This is a genomic window from Mucilaginibacter sp. SG564, assembly GCF_013149275.1.
Taxonomy (GTDB): Bacteria; Bacteroidota; Bacteroidia; order Sphingobacteriales; family Sphingobacteriaceae; genus Mucilaginibacter.
Genome location: NZ_JABGNA010000004.1, coordinates 383,732 through 409,805, shown reverse-complemented (window position 1 = coordinate 409,805; position 26,074 = coordinate 383,732). Strand labels below are relative to the sequence as shown.

The following is a 26,074-nucleotide window of genomic DNA, read 5'->3' as shown; positions in this document are numbered from 1 at the left end:
GCGCAGCACTCATGAGTACCGCTAAAGAAACAAACAACCAACGAATAACTGCGCAGCACTCATGAGTACCGCTAAAGAAACAAACAACCAACGAATAACTGCGCAGCACTCATGAGTACCGCTAAAGAAACAAACAACCAACGAATAATCACTACGATGAAAAACAGATATATATACTGGTTAGCCCCTGCAGCCTTATTGGCATTAGCTTCTTGCAAAGGTAAAAGCGCACAAAATGCACCATTGCCGCCAACTCCTGTAAATTTAACCGAAGCTAAAAAGGCAGTGGCTATTTATTACGATCAGTTTCAGGGTACGGTTGTATCTATCAACACCACCGAACTCAGGAGCCAGGTACCGGGCTTTGTAACCGGCATATTCTTTAAAGAGGGGGATGTGGTGCAAAAGGGCAAGGTATTGTATGAAATTGATAAACGTAAATATGTGGCCGCTTATCAGCAGGCAGAAGCCAACGTACTAAGCGCGCAGGCCAACCTGGTTAAAGCGCAAAAAGATATCGACCGTTATAATATGCTGTTGAAAAATGATGCAGTAGCCCGCCAAACGGTTGACCAGGCCTCTGCAACTTATGAAACCAGTAAGGCTAATGTAGCTGTAGCCAAGGCTGCATTAGCCTCGGCACGTACCGATCTGTCATACGCTACCATTACGGCGCCCTTTACCGGTCGTATCGGTATATCACAGGTAAGATTGGGTTCGCAGGTTGCCGTAGGTACTACTTTACTGAATACCATATCGGCCGAACACCCAATGGGGGTAGATGTAGTGGTGAATGAACAGGATATTCAACGTTTTTATAAATTACAGCAGGCCAGCAGCGATACCACTTTTAAACTGCAAATGTCTGACGGTTTAACTACCTATAATAAACCGGGCAAAGTTTTGGCTATTGACCGTGGTGTAAATAACCAAACTGGTACCATTAAAGTGAGGATCCAGTTTCCGAATGAGGATGGTGTGTTGAAAGACGGTATGAGCTGTGTACTTAAGGTGCTTAACAATCAATCTGGCGATAGGGTACAGATCCCTTATAAAGCCATCACCGAGCAAATGGGTGAGTTTTTTGTGTTTGTAAGCAAGGATACTTCTTTTGTGGACACTACTAAAAATAACGAAAAAGTTGAAGCGCTCATTGCCAAGCAGCATAAAGTGACATTGGGGCCACGTGTGGGTACCGATGTGGTGATCATGAACGGTGTTGAGCCCGGCGACAAGGTGGTGACCGAAGGTTTCCAGCGTTTACGTGATGGCGGCAAAATTGTATTGGGCGATCCGTCTAAAACACCAGCACCGGGTCAGGGTGGAGCACCAGCACAGGGGAAACAACAAGGAGGCAAGTAACCGGTATTTTTATAAAACACAACCAGAATGATAGCAGATACCTTTATACGAAGACCAGTTACCGCTATAGTTATATCCTTAGTGATAGTAATTGTTGGTATCCTGGCAATAAGTAATTTGGCCATAGGCCAGTATCCAGAAATTACACCGCCTACGGTAAACATCACCGGTACCTATACCGGTGCCGATGCCCTTACAGTGGAGCAAACGGTTGCCACTCCTGTAGAAGTACAGGTGAACGGTACACCAGGCATGACCTACCTGCAAAGTAACAGTACGAGTAATGGTGCCATGAGCATGACCGTTAACTTTGAGGTGGGCACCGATATTAACATTGCCGCTCTTGACGTGCAGAACCGTGTAGGTATCGCCACGCCAACATTGCCGCAGGAGGTACAGCGTTTGGGCTTAACCGTACGTAAGCGTAACCCCAGTATTTTGATGCTGGTGGCTATGTTTGCCCCTAAGGGCTCACATAATGTTACTTTTTTAGATAACTATACCAACGTTTTTGTACGCGACGCGCTTTTACGTGCCAAAGGTGTAGGCGACGTGTTTACCCGTGCCGATGACTTTAGTATGCGTATATGGCTTAAGCCGGATAAGATGGCCGCTTTGGGTATGACCGCGGGCGACGTAACAGCAGCCCTGGCCGAACAAAACGCGCAGGTTGCCGCCGGTTCGGTAGGTTCAACACCGCAGGAAAACGGCCAGCCATTTGAATATACGGTTTTAGTTAAAGGCCGTTTATCCAGCCAGGCAGAGTTTGAAAATATCATCGTTCGTACACAACCCAGCAATGGTGCTATTGTGCATCTGAAAGATGTGGCCCGTGTGGAGTTGGGTAAATTTAACTATGCCGGTAACTCCTTTGTTGATGGCAAACGCGCTTCTTACCTGCTGGTTTACCAGGCGCCGGGTAGTAACGCCATCGAAACTGCCGATAATGTTTACGCTACCATGGAGCAGCTTAAAAAGTCGTTCCCTGCCGATGTGGATTATGTAGTGCCTTTTGAATCTATAACCGTAGTAAAAGTATCCGTTAGCGAAGTAATTGAAACGCTGGTTATAGCGCTGGTGCTGGTTATTGTGGTGGTATTCCTATTTTTACAAAGCTGGCGCACCACGCTTATCCCGGTATTGGCTATCCCGGTATCTATCATTGGTACCTTCATCTTCTTTATACCACTGGGCTTTACCATTAATACATTAACGTTGTTTGGTTTCGTACTGGCCATCGGTATTGTGGTGGATGACGCCATTGTGGTGGTGGAGTCGGTACAGCATTATATGGACGAGGAGGGGATGTCGCCAAAGGAAGCTACTATACATGCCATGCGCGATATATCGGCACCGGTAATTGCCATCGCTTTGATATTAGCTGCGGTGTTTGTACCGGTAGGTTTTGTGCCCGGTATCGTAGGGCGCTTATATCAACAGTTCGCTATCACTATCGCTATATCGGTGTTGATCTCGGCCTTTGTGGCGCTTTCATTAACGCCTGCTCTTTGTACGCTGATATTAAAGCCCCGTAAATTAGACCAGGAATCAAAAGGGCTTGATAAGTTTTTCTTTAAATTTAATGCCTGGTTTGACCGGGTAACCGGCAGATACCGTAACGGCGTTGATAAGAGTATCAAAAACTCTAAATTCATCATCATTATATTGGTGTGTATTATTATAGGTACTATCCTGCTTTTCAGAGGTAAACCAAGCGGTTTTATCCCTACAGAGGATGATGGTCGTATCTATATTACTTACGATCTGCCCGAGGCTTCATCAACACAGCGTACCGTAAAAGTACTGCATGATATGATGAGCACATTGGATAGTATCCCTGAGATAGGGCATTACGCTGCTTTGGGTGGTTTAAACGCGGTAACCTTCGCAACCAAATCAAACAGTGCCACCATATTTGTGCAGCTAAAACCATGGGAGCAACGTAAAGGCGAGCAGCATACTATATTCCCGCTGGTAGCCATGTTACAAAAACGCTTGTCGCGGTTTAAAGAGGCCAGTGTGGTTGTAATTCCACCGCCGGCGATACCTGGTTTGGGTAATACCGCGGGTTTCTCCTTTATATTAGAAGAAAAGCAGGCAGGAGGGGATATCAAGTACTTTGAATCGGTGATGCGTAATTTTATTGCCGAATTAGGTAAACGTAAGGAGATATCCAAAGCGTTCTCTTTCTTCACCGCCCGTACACCAGCCTATCAGTTAACCATCGACAGGGAAAAGACCAAAAGATTGGGTGTGCAACTGTCTGACGTAAATGCGGCCCTGCAAACCTATATGGGTAGTTCATATATTAACGATTTGACCTTGTATGGCCGTACCTTCCGCGTGCTGGCACAGGCCGATACCAACTACCGAACAAACATCCAGAATATAGGGCAGTATTTTGTGCGAAACCAGGCGGGCACCATGGTGCCTTTAAGTACGCTTACTACTTATAAGGTAATCGAAAACGCGCCGTTAATATCGCATTACAACCTTTTCCGTTCGGCTGAGATAGATGGTAACTCCGCACCGGGGTACAGTAGCGGCGACGCATTGAACGCGCTGGAAGAGGTTGCTGCCAAAACCCTGCCGCAAGGTTATGGCTACGAGTTTTCGGGCTTGAGCCGTGAAGAAAAATTATCAGGATCAAAAACCGTGTACATCTTTATGTTGTCGATTGGTTTCGTATTCCTGTTCCTGGCAGCTTTGTATGAGAGCTGGTCGGTACCATTCTCTGTACTGCTTGCAGTACCGCTCGGCGCTTTTGGGGCGATCCTGTTTTTATCATTCCACTCCAAGTTGGATAATAACGTATACGCGCAGATAGGTTTGATAACACTGATTGGTTTGGCGGCCAAAAACGCCATCCTGATTGTAGAGTTTGCCAAAGAACGTGTGGATAGCGGCATGGAGCTGGAGAAAGCTACCCTGGAAGCTGTACGACTAAGGTTGAGACCAATCATCATGACCTCGTTGGCATTTATATTAGGCGTAGCGCCTTTACTATTTGCAACAGGTGCAGGCGCGGTAGCCCGTCAAACTATCGGTTGGACGGTATTCGGCGGTATGCTTGCGGCCACTTCTTTGGCCATATTCATTGTGCCGGTATTATTCTTTATCATTACCAAATTTGCCTATGGTAAAGAAAAATTGGCCGAGCTGGAGAAAAACTATGACCCGCATAAAGGGCATGAACCCGAAGTTTAAAGTATCTTCGGATATAAAACAAAAAAGGAGAGGCATTGCCCCTCCTTTTTTGTTTTAAGATAAATTGGATGGCATGCTGATCGCTGTCGAAGCATTGTGGGTAGGGGCTCCGCGCGCGAGTCTTCGACAAGCTACCCACAGGACGTCTCTCCATCATGTCATCGCTGCGAGGAGGAACGACGAAGACAACCGACCGAAGGGAGCTCATTAATACCGTTAAAAACAGACACAACATTAATAATCTCGTAGCTATTCTTATCGATAAGAACGCGAGGAGATAGCTTCATGCCTCGCAATTGAGATATTTTTATAAAATTGAATCGAGACTTAATTAAGCACGTCAATTCATCCTTACAGGCCCCGAATTTTAATGCTCGGAGAGATAGTCCTTTTTTGACGATGATTAATCAAAGAAGAACAAAAATTCAGCGTTTACCTACACTTAAATATCCGGATAGCTATCACTGTTTCATGTTTTTTTAATCTGAAATTAAGATTTGTAACTAAGGGTATTGATTTTGAGTTTATGATCAAAATGAACTGATAGTCAGTTATTAATGATGGTTAAAGTCTGTTAGCTATCGTGAAGTAAGAATGAAGAGCCGGGTATTGGCACATAAAATTCGTGATAGTGGCAAAGTATTTGTTAAGATGGTGTTAATACAATAAAAACATTGTAGAGTTAGTACTAAAAAAGCACAATTATGAAAACAATGACAAAAATTATAGCCGGAGCGTTTACCGCCTTAGCTATATTTATCGGAACAAATGTAAAAGCTCAAACAGTACCAAAAGACGCGCTGCGTTTTGGTGTAGGTGTTGAAGGTCTGTTGCCAACAGGTAACCTGCACGACATCTCTAACGTAGGTATTGGTGGTACAGCGCGTTTACAATACGGAATAGCCAATAACCTGGCATTAACCCTTACATCAGGTTATTACAATTTCTTTGGTAAAAAGATCGGGGACGGTACAGATGTAAAATATCCATCATTGGGTATGGTACCAGTTAAAGCGGGCATCAAAGCCTTCTTTACCAATAATTTATATTTTGGTGCAGAAGTTGGTGCTGGTTTTGAAACCAAAGATTTTTATGCAAACGCCGATGGTTCTAAGAATACCAAGCTTATTTTGGCTCCAGGTATAGGCTATGCATCTAAATCATGGGATGTAGGTGTTCGTTACGAAAACTATTCGGGCCAAAGCAATAACTATGGTACTGTTGGTTTACGTATAGCTTACGGATTTGGCTTGTAATTTTACAAGACCATAAAAGAAAAGCCCCTCAGCATATGCTGAGGGGCTTTTCTTTTATGTCTGAATCAGGATTTACAGAATTTTAAAATTTACAGAATGCTCAATGTCATTTTGTTAATTCTGTAAATTCTGGGAATTCTGATTCAGACTAATTTACCCAGCGCTTCTTTGATTCTACGCACAGCTTCTATCAGTTTATCTTCGGCAGCAGCGTAAGAGATGCGGATAGATGACGGATCGCCAAAAGAATCGCCACCTACGGTTGCTACATGGCCTTCTTCCAGCAGGTAAATGCTCAGATCGTCGGCATCTTTAATGGTACGGCCATTATAGCTTTTGCCAAAGAAAGAAGTAACGTTAGGGAAGAAGTAAAATGCGCCATCGGGCAGGTTAACCTTAACACCTTCTATCTCACTCAATAATTTATAAACAATGTCGCGGCGTTTTTTGAAAGCGGCACGCATTTCCAGCACACTTTCCAGTCCACCTTCATAGGCGGCAACACCTGCACGTTGTGTAATAGAGCAGGTTCCAGAAGTGATCTGTCCCTGCATCTTGTCGCAGGCAGCTGCGATTTCAGAATTCGAGGCGGTGTAACCAATTCTCCAGCCGGTCATGGCAAAAGCCTTTGACCAGCCGTTGATGATCACTACACGGTCTTTTATATAATCAAACTGCGCAATCGACTCATGTTTATCCACAAAGTTGATGTGCTCATAGATCTCATCGCTCAGGATATATACATGCGGATGTTTTTCAAATACCTTGGCTAATCCTTCCAGCTCATCTTTGCTGTAAACGCTACCGGTAGGGTTACAAGGAGAGGAGAACATAAACAGCTTGGTTTTTGGCGTAATAGCCGCCTCCAACTGTTCAGGGGTTATTTTAAAGTTTTGCTCAACAGTAGTATTAATGAATACGCTTTTACCTTCGGCCAGCTTAACCACTTCTGAGTAAGATACCCAGTAAGGTGTAGGGATGATCACCTCTTCGCCGGGGTTTACCAAACACAATACTGCGTTGGCAATAGCCTGTTTAGCACCGGTTGATACTACAATCTGACTGAAATCATAATCAAGGTTGTTCTCCTTCTTCAGCTTGGCAACCACAGCCTTGCGCAGGTCGGGATAACCAGACACGGGGGTGTAGTAGGTAAAGTTTTTATCCATGGCCTGCTTTGCTGCCTCCTTGATGTGTTCAGGGGTATGAAAGTCAGGTTCGCCAAAGCTAAGGCTGATCACGTCGACACCTTTAGCGGCAAGTTCGCGGCCTAATTTGGCCATCTTAATTGTTGCAGATTCGGACAAGTTATTGATCCGGGTACTTAATGCGCTCATATAAATTATGTTATCGCGGCAAATATAGAAAATAAGTTTACTGCTACTTACGCTTGTTATTTATAAATTTGTCGCCTAATAAAGATTACCTTGAAAGAACAAAAAAGGATCATATTAATTTCGCTGATTACGGGCATTGTGCTGATGCTGGCGAAGTTTGGAGCATACTTTTTAACAGCATCCAATTTTGTACTCACCGATGCCGCCGAAAGCATTGTAAACGTAATTGCCAGTGCTTTTGCCTTCTTCAGCATTTATCTTTCATCACAACCACGGGATGAGAACCATCCCTACGGGCATGGTAAAGTAGAGTTCTTTTCTGTTTTTATTGAAGGTTCGCTTATTGGTATAGCCGGTGTTATCATTATCGTTAAATCGGTTTACAGTTTACTATATCCTAATGAGATCCATGACCTGCTTACAGGTGCCGCTATTATTGGCGCTACAGGACTGGTCAATGGTGCTTTAGGGTATTACATGATCCAAAAAGGTAAGACATTGCGCTCCATCACCCTGGATGCCGACGGCCGCCACCTAATTGCCGATATGGTAACCAGCATTGGCCTGGTAGCCGGTTTATTGCTCATCAGATTTACCGGGATATTATGGCTCGATAGTGGTTTATCTATCCTGGTGGCCCTATATATTATATATAGCAGTTATAAGCTCATCCGTAAATCGGTAGCGGGTTTAATGGATGAAGCCGATTTTCAGGTGGTAACAGATATTATTAATGTACTGAGTGAAAAACGCCGTGAATCCTGGATTGATGTACATAACCTGCGTGCGCAGAAATATGGTAACGAATTGCACATTGATTGCCACATGACGCTGCCCAATTACTTCGATCTGAACAAGGCCCATGCCGAGGTTTCACTGGTTGATAAACTGATCAATAAAGAAGTGGGTATTAAAACGGAATTATTTATCCACTCGGATCCTTGCGTACCCGATTGCTGCCACTACTGCAGCATGCCCAATTGCCCCATACGCTCAGAACCTCAAACTGAAACCATTGCCTGGACGATGGATAAAGTAGTACGCAATAAAAAGCACTTTGAATAATGAAAGAGGAATATTTTAACGTACGGGTATACGGTCTGCTGATCAACGAGAACAATGAAGTACTCATCAGTGATGAACAGGAATACGGACACCGCTTTATCAAATTCCCGGGTGGCGGGTTGGAGATAGGCGAGGGGCTGATTGATGGGCTGAAACGTGAATTTGTAGAAGAGTGCGAGGTAGAAGTAGAGGTCACCGGTCATTTTTATACTACAGATTTCTTTGTGCGGTCGGCATTTAACAATTCGCAGATCATCAGCGTATATTATAAAGTGAAAAATATTACCCCCATGAATTTCGCCATTAAAACCATCGCTTATGATTTTGATGGCAAGGGCGATGTGCTGCAAGCCTTCCGATGGGTGAAAATATCCGAATTGACAACTGACGATGTTACCTTCCCAACGGATAAACGTGTGGTAGAACTATTAAGAGCAGAACTATGAATTTAACCGAACGCGACCTTAAAGTAATATGGCACCCTTATACCCAAATGAAAACCGCTGCACCACCCATAGGCATTGTACGCGGAGAGGGAGCAGGCTTGTTTGATGAACAAGGAAAAAAATATATCGACGCGGTATCTTCCTGGTGGGTAAACATCCACGGGCATGCGCACCCATACATCGCTAAAAAAGTATCTGAGCAGTTACACAAGCTGGAGCATGTGATATTCGCAGGCTTTACCCACGAAGGCGCCGTTGAACTGGCAGAGCGCTTGTTGGCCATTTTACCCAATAACCAGCAGAAAGCATTTTACTCAGACAACGGATCAACCGCTATTGAGGTGGCCATCAAAATGTGCCTGCAATACTGGCTCAATAAGGGTGATCAGCGTACCAAAATTATGGCGTTTAAAAATGCTTACCACGGTGATACTTTTGGCGCCATGGCTGTAAGCGGCCGCAGCGCGTTCACCGCCGCGTTTGACAGTTTGCTGTTTGAAGTAGAATTTATCGATCTGCCCAATAAAGATAACATAGAAGATCTCAAAGCCCAGATCTCACAGCTCAAATCTGAACTGGCTTGCTTTATATTCGAGCCCTTGGTACAAGGATCGGCCGGAATGATCATGTACGAGGCTGAATACCTGAACCAGCTGATGGCCCATTGTAAACAGGAAAACGTGCTGATGATAGATGATGAGGTATTTACCGGTTTTGGTCGCACAGGGAAACGTTTTGCCTGCGATCATGTGCAGGTGCAGCCAGATATCATGTGTTTCTCTAAAGGGCTTACAGGCGGTACTATGGCATTGGGCCTAACCACTTGTACGCAGCAGATCTACGATGCTTTTTTATCCGACGATAAATTGAAAACCCTCTTTCATGGGCATTCCTTTACCGCTAATCCTATAGCCATAGCATCGGCCCTGGCCAGTCTGGATCTTTTCCTGGAACCGGCCACAACAGCCAACATACAGCGTATCGAAACATCGCACGCCGCTTTTGCCGCCAAAATAAAACACCATCCTAAAATAAAGGCCATCAGGCAAACCGGTACCATTATAGCGATGGAATGGGAGACCGGCGATAATACCTCCTATTTTAGCTCGCTGCGCGATAAATTGTACCAGTATTTTTTGGCCCAAGGCATTATATTGCGGCCGCTGGGCAATGTTATTTATATTTTACCCCCATATTGCATTACTGATGCCGAACTCGGTTATGTTTACAGCAAAATTGAGCAGGCACTTGAAGAAATATAACTATGCTGAATACACTACTACCACAAATAATTGCTGATAACGAATTGCACTCCCGCTGGCTGAACACGCTATCGCTGATGGAAAATACCGGCGCGCGTAAAATATCAGCCAGCGAAGATCCGCATACCGTTACCTATATCATACTCAAACACGCAGCCGAAGAGCATCGCCATGCGTTTTACCTCAAAAAACAACTGGAAAAAACAGGTGTGGAACTGCCAACCTATGCTGCCGAATATCTGCTGGCACCTGGTTCAAGCAAATACTACCTGAACCAGCTGGATGTTGACGTATGCCGTTACCTGAAAAAAGAATTAGACTTAAGCGGAGGCGAACTGCGCTTTGCGGCCTACCTGCTGGTTACCTATGCGATTGAGGTTCGTGCCGATGAACTGTATCCTATTTATCAGGACGCGCTTGACGAAGCCGGCAGCAAGGTAAACGTAAAGTCCATCATCCTGGAAGAAGAAGGTCACCTGGAAGAAATGCTGAACCAACTGCACAAATTCTCGCCCGATTGGGAACGCCACGCCAACAAGGCCGTGGAGTTTGAAACCAAACTGTTTAACCAGTGGGTGGAGCAACTGGGAAAATCGTTGGGTTAAGTCAAAAGTTAAAATTCAAAAATCAAAAACACCCACCCTGTCATCCTGAACGGAGTGAAGGATCTATTATTGAACTATTCATATCGCAGAATAGATTCTTCGCTACGCTCAGAATGACAAGGGGTTTTTAATCAGCGAAATCACCGAAATCAAATCAATCAGCGGTCAATAACTCATATACTCCGTATACACCACCTGCAAAAAGGCTTTGCCCTGCTGGAGGGCTTTATCGGTAGTAGCCTCACTGGCGTTTTTATTGTCTTTATAAACTATCCGGCGACCAGAATTATCATAAGAGATGCTTTGTTGCGGTGTCATAAAGCCAAAGCCGTTATCCCAGGTAAAAAAGGCAAAATCCTTACTGCCCGGATCGAGCAGATCTTTCGACCAGGTAAACTGCTTGTGCGCTATACCCAGTTGGCTTAGCAGCGTAGCCGCGATATCCGTTTGTCCGCCTAATTTATTGATCTTGGTGCCACGATATTGCGGTTTAATTACATCGCCAAAAAACAACAGCGGGATGTGGTATTTAACCGGGTCATAAGCTTCGGCAACGTTGCGGGGGAGGCGGTGCCCATGATCGGCTACCAAAATAAACAAGGTGTTTTTATACCAGGCTTGTTTTTTTGCCTGTTCAAAATACACGTTCAGGCAGGAGTCGGTAAAGTAAGCCGTACTTCTGAATTGATTGCTGGCATCGCCATCCTCATCAGCCGGGAAGTGAGGTTTTACCGGCAATACAAAAGGCTCATGATTAGTGGATGTTTGCAGGTACGAAAAGAAGGGCTGTTTTTGCTGCTGCGCGAATTGTAAATGTTTACTGAGCAATACATCATCATAAACGCCCCACTTGGTTTGTACCTGTGCGGGTGCAAAAGCACTCTCGTCCGTGATCTGCTCAACCTGGTGGCTTTTCATGAACGTATTAAAACTCATGTAACTGCTTTTGCCTCCGTAAAAATAGGAGGTATGATAGCCCGCGTTTTTAAACACTACGGATAGCGCAGGCAACTTTCGCTGCTTCAACGTATCGGCAATAATGGTACGGATAGCCTGCGACGGGAAACCGCTCATAATGGATATAATACCTTTATCCGTACGATCGGCAGAAGAGTAAATATTATTGAACAAGACCCCCTGCTGAATGAATTTCTCAAAGTTGGGCGCAACTCCCTTATCGCCGCCTAAGGATTCGATGATACTTGCCGTATAACTTTCCAGCTGAATAATAACCACATTGGGCCTATCAGTTGTGAGGATTTTTAACGATGAGTCGGATTTAGCCGTATAGGAATCACGCACCAGCTTTTCAGCATCCGCGGGCTCCATAAAAGTGTAGGGGTTGTAAGGCTTACGGAAATTTTCAAAAATGTTATTGAACAGGTTCCACTCGGTATTTAGTGCCGATTGGTTCAGGATCTCCTTATCAGAAAAATAAGCCGCGTTTTGGTTGATGGGCTCTGTTTGCAAGCCGCCCCGCATAAACAGGAAATTTACAAACACCAGTAAACAGATCAACGCTATTTTAAGCCCCGGTTTAGTAACGGGCTTCCTGAATTTATAATCAATAACAAACCTGGATAATAAAGCACCGGAGCTCAGTAATAGTATACCTATGAAGATACATTTGCCCACCGGCGATGAACCCGACGATGCCAGTGCTTCCGAAGGTGCATGATAAAACGAACTGAATACCCGGAAGGTAACCTTGGTGCCCCATTCTCTGAAAATATTAAAATTGAGTATGGTATTTAAGGAGATGCAGAACAGGATGAGCCCCACATAAATTTTAAGCCAGATGGGTTTGGTATGCCAGGAAGGAATGCACCAGTTAACAATAAAAACCAGCAAAGGGATGGTACAGATATAGGCCGTAGCCGAAGCATCCAACCGGAAGCCGTAAAAAAATGTCTGAAGGATTTCGCCGAAACCGGCGCCGCGAATTTTATAAAAAAAGTATAATTCAAACGTAAGCCGCGTAATTACAAAGAACAGCAGCCAGAATATAAAAAATCTGATTATACTAAAAAGGTTTCTTAACATAAAGGGGTACAAAAGTAATACTTTAACCCGCAATGTTAAGAAACCTTTAATGAATTGTTAGTGAAGGATAACGGGTATCAAGTAATTAGTATCAAGTATCAAGACCTCTAAATGGCGATACTTCTAATCAAATTAGCAAAAAGTCTTGATACTTGATACTGGCTGCTTGATACTAATCTGATTATCTTCCTCCGCTCATCGCTTTCAGGTCATCCAGTGATATTTTTTCAAAATCAGCAGGGATACCGAAGGTGCCGGCAGGTGCTTTTTCGTCAACAATGCTTTTAACGGTAACGTCGGTGCTTTGGCCCTGGCTAAATGAAGTGTATTGTACCGGGAAACCACCTATTTCTCTGTAGTATTTTGCAATACCGGTTAATGGAACCTCTACATCATTAGTGATCCAGATATCATAGGTCTTTTTAGTTTTTGAATCGGTAGCTACTACTTTTTTACAGTTAAAGCCCGAGATCTGCTTGGTTTCGGTGCTTGGCGCAAAAGTAAAGGTTGGCATGTCAGCCATAGCCTGATCTACCTCATCCGGCGTAGCGATAGCTGCTTTTTTTATGCTGGCAACAGGTACATCAACCAATATGGCCATTGATTTACCGGCAGCATCAGTTAATATTTTTATGGTAGCTGGTCCTGCAGTAAACGTAAATGCGTTGGAGTCGGCACGGAAATATCCTTTGGCATTAACTTCCTGGCCTCTCATATTGGTAGTGAAGTTTACGGTGCCTTGTGTGTATTTTTTTTGTGCACTGGCGGTCATAGCTGTTGCGGTAAGAGCCAGGCCCAGGGCAACATTAAAAAATTTAATATTCATAGTGTTAGTTTGATTTATACCAATTTACTTGTTTTCGATTAAAAGACAAATTTATTAGTGTTTAGTTTAATTTCTCAGTTAGATACAGCGATCAATGAAATGTTACGCTTTAATATGCTATAATTTATATGCTTTTCCCTGGCTTGCTGTTCAAGCTGGTCAATCAACTTGCCGCTGTTGCTCCCGTCAATTACAAGTGTTTGATAATCATAATTCTTGTTGATCTGGGTCAGATCGGCATATGGGTTGCCGGTAATATATAAATAATCGGTTTTTAATTTTTGGGGTAATTGCCAATGGAGCGTTTGCTTGTCAAACAGCATAATTTTTTGATGGTTGAACTGGATAAGACCACCTTGCTTTTTCAGATAATTTTTGCTGATACCCTGATCAAGATTATACACATCGGCCTTACTTATTTTGCAGCTATCCAGGTAAGGCTGTATGGTATATTTATAGTTTTTATCAGTATCGGTAAGGTTAGTGAGCACAACGGCCTTATTGCCGTTTTTAAACACTATGCCCGTGTTTTTGCGGAGGTTCAGAAAAGCGACGGAGCTGCTGTTATCGGCACGGTATCTTTTAACGCTGATGCTTACACAAAGCAAAAACAGGCAACCCATGCTGAATTTGAGTAGCCACGGCTTTTTATCATACAAAAAATAAAACAGGCCGATGATGAAAGCATAACAGAGCAAATATTCGGCAGTGCTGAACCATATTTTATTAATGCTGGCAAAAGGGGCGTGCTCAATAATGCCCAGGGCTTTATTCATCAGCAGGATCGATTGCTCCAATACCCAGGCCAATGCAGTCGACAGCCAGGGCTCCCAGGCCAGCAGCAGATAGGCTATACCACTATACATAATAACCATGGTAGGGATAATGATGAGCAGGTTGCTGAACAAAAAATAAACCGGGAACTGGTGAAAATAATAAGCGCTTAACGGAAAGGTGATCACCTGCGCCGCTACAGATACCGAACAAAGCGCCCAAAGCTTATCGATCCATTTGTTTTTGAATTGGAACCATTGATATACCATAGGCTGCAACACAATTAAACCGGCTACCGATAAATATGAAAGCTGAAAGCCTACATCGGTTATAAAAAACGGATTGTACAATAATAACAGCAGGGCCGATATAGCCAGGATGTTGAGCATATTGATATGCCTTACAAACGTATTGCCGATAATAACCATACCGATCATGACCGCGGCCCGGCAAACCGCCGGCGAAAAGCCTGTTAGCATAGCATAATAGCTTATCAGCAGTATCATTACCATCATTTTTAAATGCCTGCCGTATTTATAGCGGTTTAAAAAGCCCAGCATCCATTGCATTAAAAGATAAATGATGGCCACATGTGCGCCCGATACCGATAGTACATGGATGGTGCCTGTTTTGGAGTAAGCCTGCAAAACATCATTGCTCAGATCGGTTTTGTAACCCAGTATCAGGGTAGATGCTACTGCTATGGCATCTGGATCATGCATTTTTTGCTTAAATAACACCACCATTTGCTGCCGCAACTTTAAGGCATAGGCAATAAAGGGATTGCCCGTATCGTGCTTTAACAATTTGTATTGCCCCGGGAATAAAAATTCCTGATAGTAAATATTCTGGTGGGCCAGGTATTTTTTATAGTTAAACTCGGCAGGGTTAAAAGGGGGATCGACGGGGGTATAGCTGGCTGGGATCAGCAGTTCATCGCCGTATTGCAGGGATATAGCATCGCTGTCTTTCAGGGTGAGGAGCAGGGTGCCATTGGCCTCAGCGGTTTGCCGTTGATTGATACTTTGCCGAACGGTAGCCGAAAACCTTACCAGGCCATTTTTAAACTGGGGCTCGTTATTGATGCTTACCGCCAGGAATTGCGACTGTATTTTCGAAAAATGCCGGCGGTTATTCAGCTCGTTATAACTGATCACGCTGATCCAGCCAGCCGAAAATAAGATCATAGCCATCAGCAAACCACCAATCCACCGTGCTTTATAAATAGCCCAGCGCCGATAGTTTAAATTCAGCACAATGAATGCTGCAGCTACACCAACAATAGCGATAGCCAGGGCCGGCAGATAAACAGCCGACATAAACTGCATCCCCAAAGCCAATCCCAGCAAAAAAGGCACAAGCAATAGAACAACCGGGATTTCGCCTTTATGATTCGCGAGCATAGATAAAGATATGATTTAGTATCAAGTAGCTAGTATCAAGTATCAAGATTTTTGAAGGTGCGTTATGATTCAGTATCGATGACTTAATATCGTGATTTTAGAAGACAGTGTTAAAAACAATCCAGTCTTGATACTAGCTACTTGATACTGATCTTCCCTACAGTTCGTCCCTAACTTCGAGCAGAAATTTTTTGATGTTTTCGAGCGAGTCGATCACGCGTTGGTTTTCTTTGGTGTCGCTCATGTTATGCTTCAAATGCTCTTTAGCACCATTGAGGGTATAGCCTTTATCGCGGATGAGGTGAAAGATGATCTTGAAGTTTTCGATATCCTCGGGGGTAAAATAGCGGTTGCCCTTTTTGTTCTTTTTGGGCTGCAGTATATCGAATTCCTTTTCATAAAAACGTATAAGCGATTGATTCACATCAAACATGGCCGATACCTCGCCCATGGTGTAATACATCTTGCTTATTTCGCGGTCTTTATAAGGCATATGCAAAGATAAATTTTATTTTGAATTTATGATTTCGTAAAAATATAAGTGCAGGGAAAAGCCTAAGCCGGTGGTTGCGTATTATCCGTAGGTAAAGCACTTGCGGGAAATACGTAAAATAGCAATGGAGGCAAAATTCTATATACTAATTATCAGTAATTTATTATGTTTGGCAACACATTTTAAATCTTATCTATTATGTTAAACAAAACAATTTTAGCCGCAGCACTAGTTCTCACGCTTGCATCTTGCGGCGATTCCTCTAAAAAAGAAAACGAAGAAAAATCTGGCCTTGGTAAATTAGTAGAAGGCGCCAGCAACCTGGATAAATTTGCCAAATCGGGCGAAAAACTGAAAGACCAAACCGAGAAACTTAAAAAACTTACACCGGCAACTACCGAGGAACTGAAAGCAGTAGTGCCTGAAACTATAGGCGATTTCAAAAGAAAAAGCTACAGCGCAGGCGGCACCGTAGCCGATATTGTTGCTGCCGACGCGGAATACTCAAAAGAAGATAATAAGACGATCCATGTAAGTATTTTAGATGGTGCCGGCGAATCGGGCAGCGCCGTGGTTAGTTTACTGGCCATGGGCTTGAGTATGCAAACCGAATCAGAATCAAATGGTACGGTATCCAAAAACATTGATGTGGATGGCGTACGTTATTCTACAGAAGATACCAAAAGCGCTTCCGGCGTAAGCTCTTCCCTTAAGTTTATATACAAGGAGCGCTATGCCGTTACTTTGCAAGGCGAAGGCTATAGCCTTTCAGAGCTACAGGATTTTTTAAAGAAACTGGATCTGAGCTCACTGAAATAAACCGAAACATTGGGATAGATTTCTGCCCAATATTGCGTATATTTGTACATAACAAAACAGCCCGGTTTTCCTGATAAAAAGGAAAGCCGGGCTGTTTTGTTAAGGAGAAAAACAGAACAAAAAACGATTGTTTTGTATGTAGTTATTTGAATATCAATAATGTAATACTTTTTAAAGTTTTAAAAACGCCACAAAACAGTGTTCAGAATTGTTAAAAAGTGTTAAAATGAGGTTTTTTCGAATATTTTAATCAGTTTTTACCCCGTTTTTGAGCAAAAAAGTGTTAAAATTTAAGCTTTAAAAAGTTTTTTGGAAGCGTTTGAGCTTGCAAGTACTCCCTAATTAATCCCGATCTTTTTACTTTCGGACTTCCGGGCTTTCTGACTTCCGGACTAATAATTACATTTGCAAACTATGACAGCTACCGAAATACGACAGGCTTTTCTTGATTTTTTTGTTTCCAAAGGGCACATCATTGTTCCCTCTGCACCCATCGTCATAAAAAACGACCCCACCCTCATGTTCACCAACGCGGGGATGAACCAGTTTAAAGATATATTTTTAGGCGAAGCACCCGCTAAAGCACCCCGGGCGGCTGATACACAGCGCTGTTTGCGCGTAAGTGGCAAACATAACGACCTGGAAGAGGTGGGTATCGATACCTATCACCATACTATGTTTGAGATGCTGGGCAACTGGAGCTTTGGCGACTATTTTAAAAAAGAAGCTATTGCCTGGGGCTGGGAGCTGCTTACTCAAGTTTATAAACTGCCTAAGGACCGCCTGTACATCACCTATTTTGAAGGTGACGATAAGGAAGGCCTGGAAAAAGATACCGAGAGCCACGAGCTATGGAAAGCCCTGGTTGCAGAAGATCATATCCTGCGTGGTAATAAAAAAGATAATTTCTGGGAAATGGGCGAAACCGGCCCATGTGGCCCATGTTCAGAGATCCATTATGATAGTCGCCCGGATAGCGAGCGTGCGCTGGTTGATGGTGCCACCTTGGTTAATGCAGATCATGACCAGGTAATTGAAATCTGGAATATTGTATTCATGCAGTTTAACCGCTTAAAAGGTGGTGCCCTGCAGCCGTTACCGGCCAAACACGTGGATACCGGTATGGGCTTTGAGCGTTTGGTGCGTGTACTGCAAGGCAAAACATCCAACTATGATAGTGATGTTTTCCAGCCGATGATCCAGTTCATCGCCGAAAAAAGTGGTAAACCGTACAACAGTAAAGCCAAACCCGGCGATGCCGACTGGAACGAAGCCGTAGCCATGCGCGTACTGGCCGATCATATCCGTGCCATCAGCTTTGCCATTGCCGATGGACAGCTGCCATCCAACAATAAAGCAGGTTATGTGATTCGCAGGATATTACGCCGTGCGGTTAGATATTCATATCAGTACTTAGGTTTCAAAGAACCATTCCTGAATCAACTGGTTCCTTTGTTGGCTGATCAGTTTAAGGGGGTATTTGATAATTTATATAGTCAGAAAGATTTTGTGCAGAAGGTAGTTTTGGAGGAGGAAGTATCTTTCTTGAGGACACTTCAACAAGGAATCACATATTTTGAAAATAACATTGTTGGGGATTTAGTTTGGGGGGATTTAAACAAAACCGGTAAGATTCCGGGAGAAAGTGCATTTCTACTTTCTGATACTTACGGGTTCCCTATAGACTTAACCGAATTGATGGCTCGCGAGAAAGGCTTAACAGTTGATATGGAAGGCTTTGAAAAAGCCCTCCAAGAACAAAAGTCCCGCTCCCGTGCTGCAACCGCTATTGATACCGGCGATTGGGTAGTGTTAAAAGATAATGACAGCGTGGAATTTACCGGTTACGACGAAACCGAAACCGTTGCCCACGTAGTAAAATACCGTAAGGTAACCGCTAAAGGCAAAGAGCAATATCAGATTGTACTGGATAAAACACCTTTTTATGCCGAGAGCGGTGGCCAGGTAGGCGATAGAGGTGAACTGGTTTTCCCTGATGGTGAGATTATCATGGTAACCGATACCAAAAAGGAGAATGGCCTGATTGTGCATTTTGTGGATAAACTGCCCGAGGATATTGACGATGCCTTAACCGCTATTGTTGATCCTGCCCTGCGCAGCCAAACCAACAGCAATCACTCGGCTACGCACCTGCTGCATGCCGCTATGAAACAGGTTTTGGGCAGTCATGTAAATCAGAAAGGCTCATTGGTGAATGCCGATTATCTGCGGTTCGACTTTTCGCACTTCGCCAAGGTAACCGATGAGGAACTGGCGCAGATTGAAGCCATCGTAAACCAAAAGGTACGCGAAAATATCCCCTTGAAAGAAGAACGCAGCGTATTATATGCCGAAGCCATCACCAGCGGCGTAACCGCCCTGTTTGGTGAAAAATATGGCGAATATGTGCGGGTGATCACTTTCGACGATACATTTAGTAAGGAGCTTTGCGGTGGTACTCATGTAAAAGCTACCGGCCAGATTGGTTTCTTTAAAATTGTAGCCGAAAGCGCTGTAGCTGCAGGTGTTCGCCGTATTGAGGCTATTACCGGTGTGGCTGCTGAGGTATATATCACCAACCAAAACCAGCTGATAGATCAATTAAAGGAGTTGCTCAAAAATCCAAAGGACCTGGCTAAAAGTGTAGAGAGCTTGTTGGACGAGAACGCCAAACTGAAAAAGGAGATCGAGAAATCGATCCTGGAGAAATCATCAGGTTTAAAAAATGAACTGGCACAAAAGGTAGAAGCGATTAACGGTATCAATTTCATCGCCCAAAAAGTAGCCCTGCCCAATACCGAAGCGGTTAAAAATCTAGCTTACCAGTTAAAAGATATTGTAACGGATTTGTTTCTGGTACTGGCTGCTGATTTTGACGGCAAACCAAGTCTCACCGTCATGATCGCAGAAAACCTGGTTAAAGAAAAAGGGTTGAACGCCGGCAATATTGTTCGGGAATTGGCCAAAGAGATTAAAGGCGGTGGTGGCGGTCAGCCATTCTTTGCAACTGCTGGTGGTAGCGATGCAAGCGGATTGGATGTAGCTTTGGTAAAGGCTAAAAGTTTTATTGGATAAATATCTAAGAATAAAATAATAAAGATGCAGTCGCTCGGCTCCTGCCGAGTGACTGTTATCACCAGGCCTCCGGCCTACGAAACAAAGCGGCGGGACGCCGGGAAATAGTCGTCACTCGGCAGGGGCTGAGCGACCGCGGGGGTTCTTAGCTGAAAATTGTCCATAACAAAAAAAGACCGCGTAATAGACGGTCTTTTAATTGTTAATATATATTGGGGATATAAATGCTTATTTGTATTGATAGACGGCTTAATATTTAAAAGGTTTAAAGCCCAATCGAATTTTTTTACAGATCGCCGGTAACAAAAAGATTTTCAGCGCTTCCATTTTTTTTAAGCAGGGCAAAGTGTGATCTTATGGCATCCAACAATGGGTACGAACGGTAATTTAGCCGGTACTTCTGCGCATACCGCCTGATGATAGGGGTGATGTATGGATAGTAAGTATGCGCCACCGCAGGGAATAAATGATGAGCCACGTGGTGGTTAAATCCACCAAACAGGAAATTGGCAAACCGGTTTTGGGTGCTGAAATCCTTGGTTTTGCTGATCTGGTACATGGCCCAGGTGGTATTGATCACCCCATTTTCGGGTGGCATCGGGAACTCAGCATCCTCATCGGCATGGGTAGAGAGCAGTGCCGTTACTCCAAAAGCGCTGGCAATAAAGTGCATCACTAAAAAGGCCGTGATGATGTTAACGATAGGGTGCTCGAGTAACAGGGCAGGTATGCCGATCATCATGAACAGATAAAAGAATTTTGCGGCAAACAGTTTGACGTATTCTATTTTAGGTATTATGATCACCCGTTTCACATAATTATCTTTCAATCCGAAGAAGTCCTTAAAATCGCGTATCAGCAACCAGTTAAGAGTATAAAAGAAATACAAAAACCACATATAAATATGCTGGTACCGGTGAAACTGGAGCCATCTGCTACCCGGGAAAATGCGTACAATATCGCTTTGTTTTACGTCAATATCCCATTGTTGCATATTTGGATAGGGGTGGTGCAGCAACAGATGCCGTTTTTTCCAGATAAAGCTGTTGCTGCCAAAAAGCTCCAGTATACAGCTCAATCTTTCATTGCTGGCCCGGGTCCTGAAAACCGCGCCATGTACGGCATCATGAAAGGCATTAAAAAACACCAGGATCATGGTGAGGCCGGTTAAAATGTAAAACAGAAAAAGCAGTTGGGTGTTATTGCCCCACACCAATATACTGGTGTAAAAAGCAAAGTAAAGGGTTATTAAAAAGATGGATTTATAAACTATACGGCGCTGGATGTTTTTGTTAATGAGTACACGGGCTTGAACTTCTTTATGCAGTTCCTTGAAAAAATCATCGTCGCCTGCTTTTTTAAATACAAGTTTGGTCAATTTCTCAGTTTCCATATAAAAACGTTTTATATTTTGCTTAGCACGTAGCCAGGTCTGGCTATGATTTTTAACAAACCGGTAATTGGCTTGGTTTATGTTTTTTATTTTTTAAACTTTTTAATGACAATAATTGGCTCATCGTCAATGTCGTTTGCAATCCGGAGGGGCTTAAAAATTCAGATAGTTAAAAAAAGTTTGGGGACACCATCTTTAAACTATACAAAATCAATAGTTTTACTAAATAATACAGTGGCAATGGCGTAGCTAATATATATCACGTACATTGTTTAAAAGTTAAATGATGTTTTATACTGTATTAACTTTTATATATTTGACCTTACATCAGTAAAATTTATAGCTGAATTTTTATTTTATGACAGTTCTTGCAAACGGGATAAGTGAAAAGTACGAGTTGGTTGTAGGCCTCGAGGTACATGCCCAATTATCCACTTTAAGTAAAGCATTCTCGGCCGATTCTGCAGCCTTTGGTGCCGAACCTAACCATCACATCAGTGCCGTATCCTTGGGGCATCCCGGTACGTTGCCGTTCCTGAATAAAAGGGCGGTTGATTATGCCGTAAAAATGGGGCTTGCCTGTAATTGTACTATCAATTTAAATAACAGCTTTGCCCGTAAAAACTACTTTTACGCTGATTTGCCTAAAGGTTACCAGATCACTCAGGATCAGGCTCCGGTTTGTTTGGGTGGATACGTGCCTGTACGCTTAGCCGAGGGCAAACAAAAAGATATAGCCATTCACCATATTCATATGGAAGAGGATGCCGGTAAAAGTATGCATGATCAGCACCACGCCGACTCACTCATCGACCTGAACAGGGCGGGGGTTCCTTTGCTGGAAATTGTAACCCAACCCGACATCCGTAGCGCCGAAGAGGCCGGTCAGTTTTTGACCGAAACCCGCAAGATACTCCGTTACCTGGATATTTGCGATGGCAATATGGAAGAGGGCAGTATGCGTTGTGATGCCAATATTTCGGTAAGGCTCCATGGTGCAACCGAATACGGTAACCGTTGCGAAGTGAAAAACCTCAATTCTATACGTAACGTACAACGCGCCATTGAGCATGAATTTGTTCGCCAGGTAAATATCATTGAACAAGGCGGCCATATTGATCAGAATACCTTGAATTTTAATGCGGATACCGGCGAAACTTCTGTTCTACGCTCCAAAGAGATGGCTAACGATTACCGTTATTTTCCTGAACCCGATCTGCCGCCATTAAAACTCACCAAAGAATACCTGGAAAACATCCGGAGGAGTTTGCCTGCACTACCAAACCAGTTGTATCATAAATATACTGAAGAATTGGGTCTTTCGGCTTACGATGCTTCTGTAATAACAGCCGAGCGTGACCTGGCTTTATATTTCGAAGAATTGATTAAACATACCGATCATTGCAAAGCCGCTGCTAACTGGCTGATGGGGGCTGTAAAATCATACTTGAACGATCATGATGTTGCTATCAGTAACTTTGGCGTTACAGCAAAGCACCTGGCCGGGTTGATCAAACTTGTTGACAGTGGCGTGATAAATAATTCTGTAGCTTCGCACAAATTATTCCCTGCTATGGTCAAAGAGCCAGGTAAAACTCCTGATGATCTGGCTAAGGAACTTAACCTGTTGATCAGCGCGGATACCGATGACGTAAGTCGTTTTATACGCGATGCCATCGCCAAGTATCCGGATAAGGTTAAGGAATACCAGAAAGGAAAAAAGGGCGTTTTAGGCTTGTTCATGGGCGAGATCATGAAAAGCTCCAAAGGCAAGATCGATCCGCAGAAAACAAATCAGCTGTTGATAAAAGAATTAGAATCAAAATAAAATGAAGAACCGCATCATTGCATCAGGTGTATTTTTACTGGCCATTTTCTTATTTTCATGTAAGGATAAATCTTCCTTTACTATTTCGGGAGTTATCAAGAATCCCGCGGCTTTGAAAATGGTATACCTGTTAGAAGCCGATAGCTCGCAGGTAAAAGTCATCGACTCAACCACTTTAAGTGAAAATGGTAAATTTCAGTTCAAGCACCAAACGCTTTATTCCAATTTATATAAACTGCGGGTAAGCGATGCCATATATGACCTGATAGCCAAAAATGGCGATGATATTGATTTTAGTACAGATCTGAAAGATAATACTCACTCTTATATAATTACCGGCTCTGATGATTCTGATAAGATCAAGGAGTTTAACAAGATCAGTAATTTTTACGGCGAAAAAAACAATAAGGTAGTTGCCGAATATCAGGAAAAGTCGCAGGCATTGGGTAAACAATCTGATTCGTTGCTGAAGGTATACATGCCCATATTTCAAAAAAATATGGCCGACTATGGTACCGCGGTGCTCAAATTTGTGAACGACAATAAAAAGTCACTGGCTGGTTTTTACGCTGCTACTTCTCTGGATGTATATAAATATGAACCGCAGTTGGTGGCTTATGCCGATGAGATTAAAGGCAGCTTTCAGGATAATCCGGGGGTACAGCAATTCATCAAACAAATGGAAAAAGCCAAGCCTGTTTCAGTTGGTCATAAAGCACCCGACTTTACAATTGGCGGCATTGATGGTAAACCCATAAAGCTATCTGATTATAAAGGTAAATACGTGATGATTGATTTTTGGGCATCATGGTGTATGCCCTGCCGCCAGGAAAACCCTAATGTGGTAAAGCAGTACAATGCCTTTAAATCAAAAGGATTTAACATTCTGGGTGTATCTTTAGATAAAGAAACACCGGCCTGGAAAAAGGCTATCGATGATGATAAACTGACCTGGGCACACGGCTCGGATCTGAAAGGATTTGAAGGGCCAACAGAAGCGCTGTATCATATTGAGGCTATTCCATCAAATTTTATCATTGATCCACAGGGAAATATAGTTGCAAAGAACATCACAGGCGCCGATCTTGAAGCTTTTTTAAACAAAACATTTAGTAAGCCTCAATAAATCGTTAATATAAGGTAACCTTTAACAATTTGTTAATATTGACTTAACTTTTAGCTTTTGTAAAGCGTATACTTTTATACAAAAAATTTAACGTGCCATGAGCAACTCTTCAAAACAGAAAATACTTATTGTTGATGATGAACCGGACATTTTAGAGCTGATAGAATATAATCTGAAAAAAGAAGGTTATCAGGTGTTTTTGGCCCGCAACGGACAGGAAGCTGTTGCAGAAGCAAAAAAATCTTTACCTGATCTTATTGTGTTGGATATCATGATGCCGAAAATGGATGGCATCGAGGCTTGCCGTATTATGCGTACTATGCCCGAGTTTAAAAATACTTTTATGGTGTTTTTAACTGCCCGTAGCGAGGAATATTCTGAAATTGCTGGTTTTAACGTGGGTGCTGATGATTATATAGCCAAACCAATAAAGCCCCGAGCCTTGGTAAGCCGTATAAACGCCATCCTGCGCCGCAATGCCCCTGCCGAAGATACCCCGGATAACAAACTGGAAATTGGCGACCTGGTTATTGACCGTGAGGCATACCTGGTTTACAAGAATGGTGTTAAGGTGGTATTGGCTAAAAAAGAGTTTGAATTACTTTACCTGTTAGCCTCAAAACCTGGTAAAGTGTATACCCGTGAGGTGATCCTGAAAAATATCTGGGAAGATTCTGTGGTGGTTACTAACCGTACCATAGATGTACACATCCGCAAACTGCGTGAAAAATTAGGCGATGACTGCGTTGCCACAGTAAAAGGTGTAGGCTATAAGTTTGAAGCTTAATACATCGTTTTAATAAAATAAAAAAAGCGACAAGATTATCTTCTTGTCGCTTTTTTTGTAAGGCCACTTTCGCTTTTTAGCCGGTGAATTTGCCGGTAATATCTTTCAATTTGTCGCCTGCTTTGGCTTCTAAATCGTCAACCACGCCTTTTATTTTGTCGCCTGTAAAATCTGAGGCTTTTTCCTTTAGTTCATCAAATTCCTCTTCAACTTTATCCTTGGCGTTTTCCCACAATTCTCCGGCAGATTCTTTGATCTTATCAAAAAAGCCTTTTTCTTCTTCTGGTTCGTTCGGTGTGCTCATGATGTTTTTTTGAATATGAATGATTGATTTTTAGGTATTTTCAAATTAAAGTTAAAATTTATTTTACAATCTATTTAATTATTTATGTTATATATTTTGCTATAAAACATAACAAAAAAAGGCGATGGGATTATTTCCCACCGCCTTAGTTAAAAGCTTTTGCTATGAGCCTTATTTAGCGCTATCAGCTTTTTTCTTAACAGTAGTAGCTGCTTTGGCTGTTTTTGCTGCCACTGCTTTTTTAGCATCAGTAACTTTTGCCTTGGCGGTATCACTTGCTTCCTTTGCTTTTGCCGACACTTTGGCTTTAACATTCGCTACCGTCTTTTTTACGGCAGCTTTCTCATCTTTTACTTTTGCATCGGCTTTAGCTTTTACCTCAGTTGCTGCTGTTTTTACTTTAGTAGCTGCGCTATCTGCTTTTTTGACTACAGCTTTCTTAGCTACAGTTGTTTTTTTAGCAATGGCTGCCTTTTTGTCCGTGGCTTTTTCTTTCAGGGCATCTATTTGGTCTTCGGCTTTATCTTTTAATTCTTCGGCTTTGTCTTTGGTGCTGTCCCAAAATTCTTCAATTGTTTCTTTAACCTTTTCAAAAAATCCTTTTTCGTTGGGTTTTGTTGCGTTATCACTCATGTTGTCTTTTTAAATAGATGATTAAGTAAC

General features: G+C 43.0%; 20 protein-coding genes. 12 read left to right on the top strand and 8 right to left on the bottom strand.

The genetic code is table 11. The features are described 5' to 3' along the window. The first annotated feature begins 156 nt into the window (after nucleotides 1–156). From FHW89_RS11680 to FHW89_RS11670, 3 genes are all read left to right on the top strand, one after another. On the top strand, nucleotides 157–1,362 hold the full coding sequence (locus FHW89_RS11680) for an efflux RND transporter periplasmic adaptor subunit (RefSeq protein ID WP_172335210.1): 1,206 nt from the start codon (nucleotides 157–159) through the stop codon (nucleotides 1,360–1,362). A gap of 27 nt (nucleotides 1,363–1,389) precedes the next feature. After that, nucleotides 1,390–4,569 (top strand): efflux RND transporter permease subunit, encoded by a 3,180-nt coding sequence (locus tag FHW89_RS11675; RefSeq protein WP_172335209.1) that lies wholly within the window; start codon nucleotides 1,390–1,392, stop codon nucleotides 4,567–4,569. Nucleotides 4,570–5,273: 704 nt separating this feature from the next. After that, the gene (locus FHW89_RS11670; protein WP_172335208.1) at nucleotides 5,274–5,825 is read left to right on the top strand and encodes a hypothetical protein; all 552 of its coding nucleotides are present in this window, start codon (nucleotides 5,274–5,276) and stop codon (nucleotides 5,823–5,825) included. 143 nt (nucleotides 5,826–5,968) lie between these two features. Here FHW89_RS11670 and FHW89_RS11665 read toward each other — a convergent pair whose 3' ends face one another. Then, entirely contained in the window at nucleotides 5,969–7,162 is a 1,194-nt protein-coding gene (locus FHW89_RS11665) for a pyridoxal phosphate-dependent aminotransferase (protein ID WP_172335207.1), read from the bottom strand. Between the two features lie 90 nt (nucleotides 7,163–7,252). On the opposite strand from FHW89_RS11665, the gene FHW89_RS11660 reads away from it, so the two are divergent. The 4 genes from FHW89_RS11660 to FHW89_RS11645 are packed head-to-tail and all read left to right on the top strand — an operon-like array spanning nucleotide 7,253 to nucleotide 10,540. Next, on the top strand, nucleotides 7,253–8,227 hold the full coding sequence (locus FHW89_RS11660) for a cation diffusion facilitator family transporter (RefSeq protein ID WP_172335206.1): 975 nt from the start codon (nucleotides 7,253–7,255) through the stop codon (nucleotides 8,225–8,227). Then, a complete protein-coding gene (locus FHW89_RS11655; RefSeq protein WP_172335205.1) occupies nucleotides 8,227–8,673 on the top strand; it encodes an NUDIX domain-containing protein in 447 nt (148 codons plus the stop codon). The genes FHW89_RS11660 and FHW89_RS11655 overlap by 1 nt, the downstream gene beginning before the upstream one ends. Beyond that, nucleotides 8,670–9,935, top strand: a complete 1,266-nt coding sequence (gene bioA / locus FHW89_RS11650) for an adenosylmethionine--8-amino-7-oxononanoate transaminase (RefSeq protein ID WP_172335204.1) — start codon at nucleotides 8,670–8,672, stop codon at nucleotides 9,933–9,935. The genes FHW89_RS11655 and bioA overlap by 4 nt, the downstream gene beginning before the upstream one ends. 2 nt (nucleotides 9,936–9,937) lie before the next feature. Continuing rightward, the gene (locus tag FHW89_RS11645) at nucleotides 9,938–10,540 is read left to right on the top strand and encodes a hypothetical protein (protein WP_216650545.1); all 603 of its coding nucleotides are present in this window, start codon (nucleotides 9,938–9,940) and stop codon (nucleotides 10,538–10,540) included. A gap of 165 nt (nucleotides 10,541–10,705) precedes the next feature. Here FHW89_RS11645 and FHW89_RS11640 read toward each other — a convergent pair whose 3' ends face one another. The 4 genes from FHW89_RS11640 to FHW89_RS11625 form a co-directional block, all read right to left on the bottom strand. Beyond that, nucleotides 10,706–12,583, bottom strand: a complete 1,878-nt coding sequence (locus FHW89_RS11640) for an LTA synthase family protein (RefSeq protein WP_172335203.1) — start codon at nucleotides 12,581–12,583, stop codon at nucleotides 10,706–10,708. A gap of 181 nt (nucleotides 12,584–12,764) precedes the next feature. Continuing rightward, nucleotides 12,765–13,409 (bottom strand): hypothetical protein, encoded by a 645-nt coding sequence (locus FHW89_RS11635; protein ID WP_172335202.1) that lies wholly within the window; start codon nucleotides 13,407–13,409, stop codon nucleotides 12,765–12,767. 74 nt (nucleotides 13,410–13,483) lie between these two features. Beyond that, a complete protein-coding gene (locus tag FHW89_RS11630) occupies nucleotides 13,484–15,586 on the bottom strand; it encodes a ComEC/Rec2 family competence protein (protein ID WP_172335201.1) in 2,103 nt (700 codons plus the stop codon). 157 nt (nucleotides 15,587–15,743) lie between these two features. Next, entirely contained in the window at nucleotides 15,744–16,079 is a 336-nt protein-coding gene (locus FHW89_RS11625) for a MerR family transcriptional regulator (protein ID WP_172335200.1), read from the bottom strand. Nucleotides 16,080–16,277: 198 nt separating this feature from the next. Here FHW89_RS11625 and FHW89_RS11620 point away from each other — a divergent pair, with 198 nt between their 5' ends. Together FHW89_RS11620 and alaS are read left to right on the top strand one after the other, a co-directional pair. After that, entirely contained in the window at nucleotides 16,278–16,898 is a 621-nt protein-coding gene (locus tag FHW89_RS11620; protein WP_172335199.1) for a hypothetical protein, read from the top strand. 414 nt (nucleotides 16,899–17,312) lie between these two features. Continuing rightward, nucleotides 17,313–19,973, top strand: a complete 2,661-nt coding sequence (gene alaS / locus FHW89_RS11615; RefSeq protein ID WP_172335198.1) for an alanine--tRNA ligase — start codon at nucleotides 17,313–17,315, stop codon at nucleotides 19,971–19,973. A 286-nt stretch (nucleotides 19,974–20,259) separates the two neighbouring features. Here the strand turns inward: alaS and FHW89_RS11610 are convergent, their stop codons facing one another. Beyond that, on the bottom strand, nucleotides 20,260–21,366 hold the full coding sequence (locus FHW89_RS11610) for a fatty acid desaturase (RefSeq protein ID WP_172335197.1): 1,107 nt from the start codon (nucleotides 21,364–21,366) through the stop codon (nucleotides 20,260–20,262). A gap of 358 nt (nucleotides 21,367–21,724) precedes the next feature. Here FHW89_RS11610 and gatB point away from each other — a divergent pair, with 358 nt between their 5' ends. The 3 genes from gatB (at nucleotide 21,725) to FHW89_RS11595 (ending at nucleotide 25,107) form a co-directional block, all read left to right on the top strand. Then, the gene (gene gatB / locus FHW89_RS11605; RefSeq protein ID WP_172335196.1) at nucleotides 21,725–23,194 is read left to right on the top strand and encodes an Asp-tRNA(Asn)/Glu-tRNA(Gln) amidotransferase subunit GatB; all 1,470 of its coding nucleotides are present in this window, start codon (nucleotides 21,725–21,727) and stop codon (nucleotides 23,192–23,194) included. A gap of 1 nt (nucleotide 23,195) precedes the next feature. After that, a complete protein-coding gene (locus tag FHW89_RS11600) occupies nucleotides 23,196–24,320 on the top strand; it encodes a TlpA disulfide reductase family protein (protein ID WP_172335195.1) in 1,125 nt (374 codons plus the stop codon). A gap of 97 nt (nucleotides 24,321–24,417) precedes the next feature. Continuing rightward, nucleotides 24,418–25,107, top strand: coding sequence for a response regulator transcription factor (locus FHW89_RS11595; protein ID WP_172335194.1), 690 nt, complete (start codon nucleotides 24,418–24,420; stop codon nucleotides 25,105–25,107). 76 nt (nucleotides 25,108–25,183) lie between these two features. On the opposite strand, the gene FHW89_RS11590 is transcribed toward FHW89_RS11595, so the two are convergent. Together FHW89_RS11590 and FHW89_RS11585 are read right to left on the bottom strand one after the other, a co-directional pair. After that, a complete protein-coding gene (locus tag FHW89_RS11590) occupies nucleotides 25,184–25,411 on the bottom strand; it encodes a hypothetical protein (RefSeq protein WP_172335193.1) in 228 nt (75 codons plus the stop codon). 171 nt (nucleotides 25,412–25,582) lie between these two features. Further along, on the bottom strand, nucleotides 25,583–26,044 hold the full coding sequence (locus tag FHW89_RS11585) for a hypothetical protein (RefSeq protein ID WP_172335192.1): 462 nt from the start codon (nucleotides 26,042–26,044) through the stop codon (nucleotides 25,583–25,585). Between the last annotated feature and the right edge of the window lie 30 nt (nucleotides 26,045–26,074).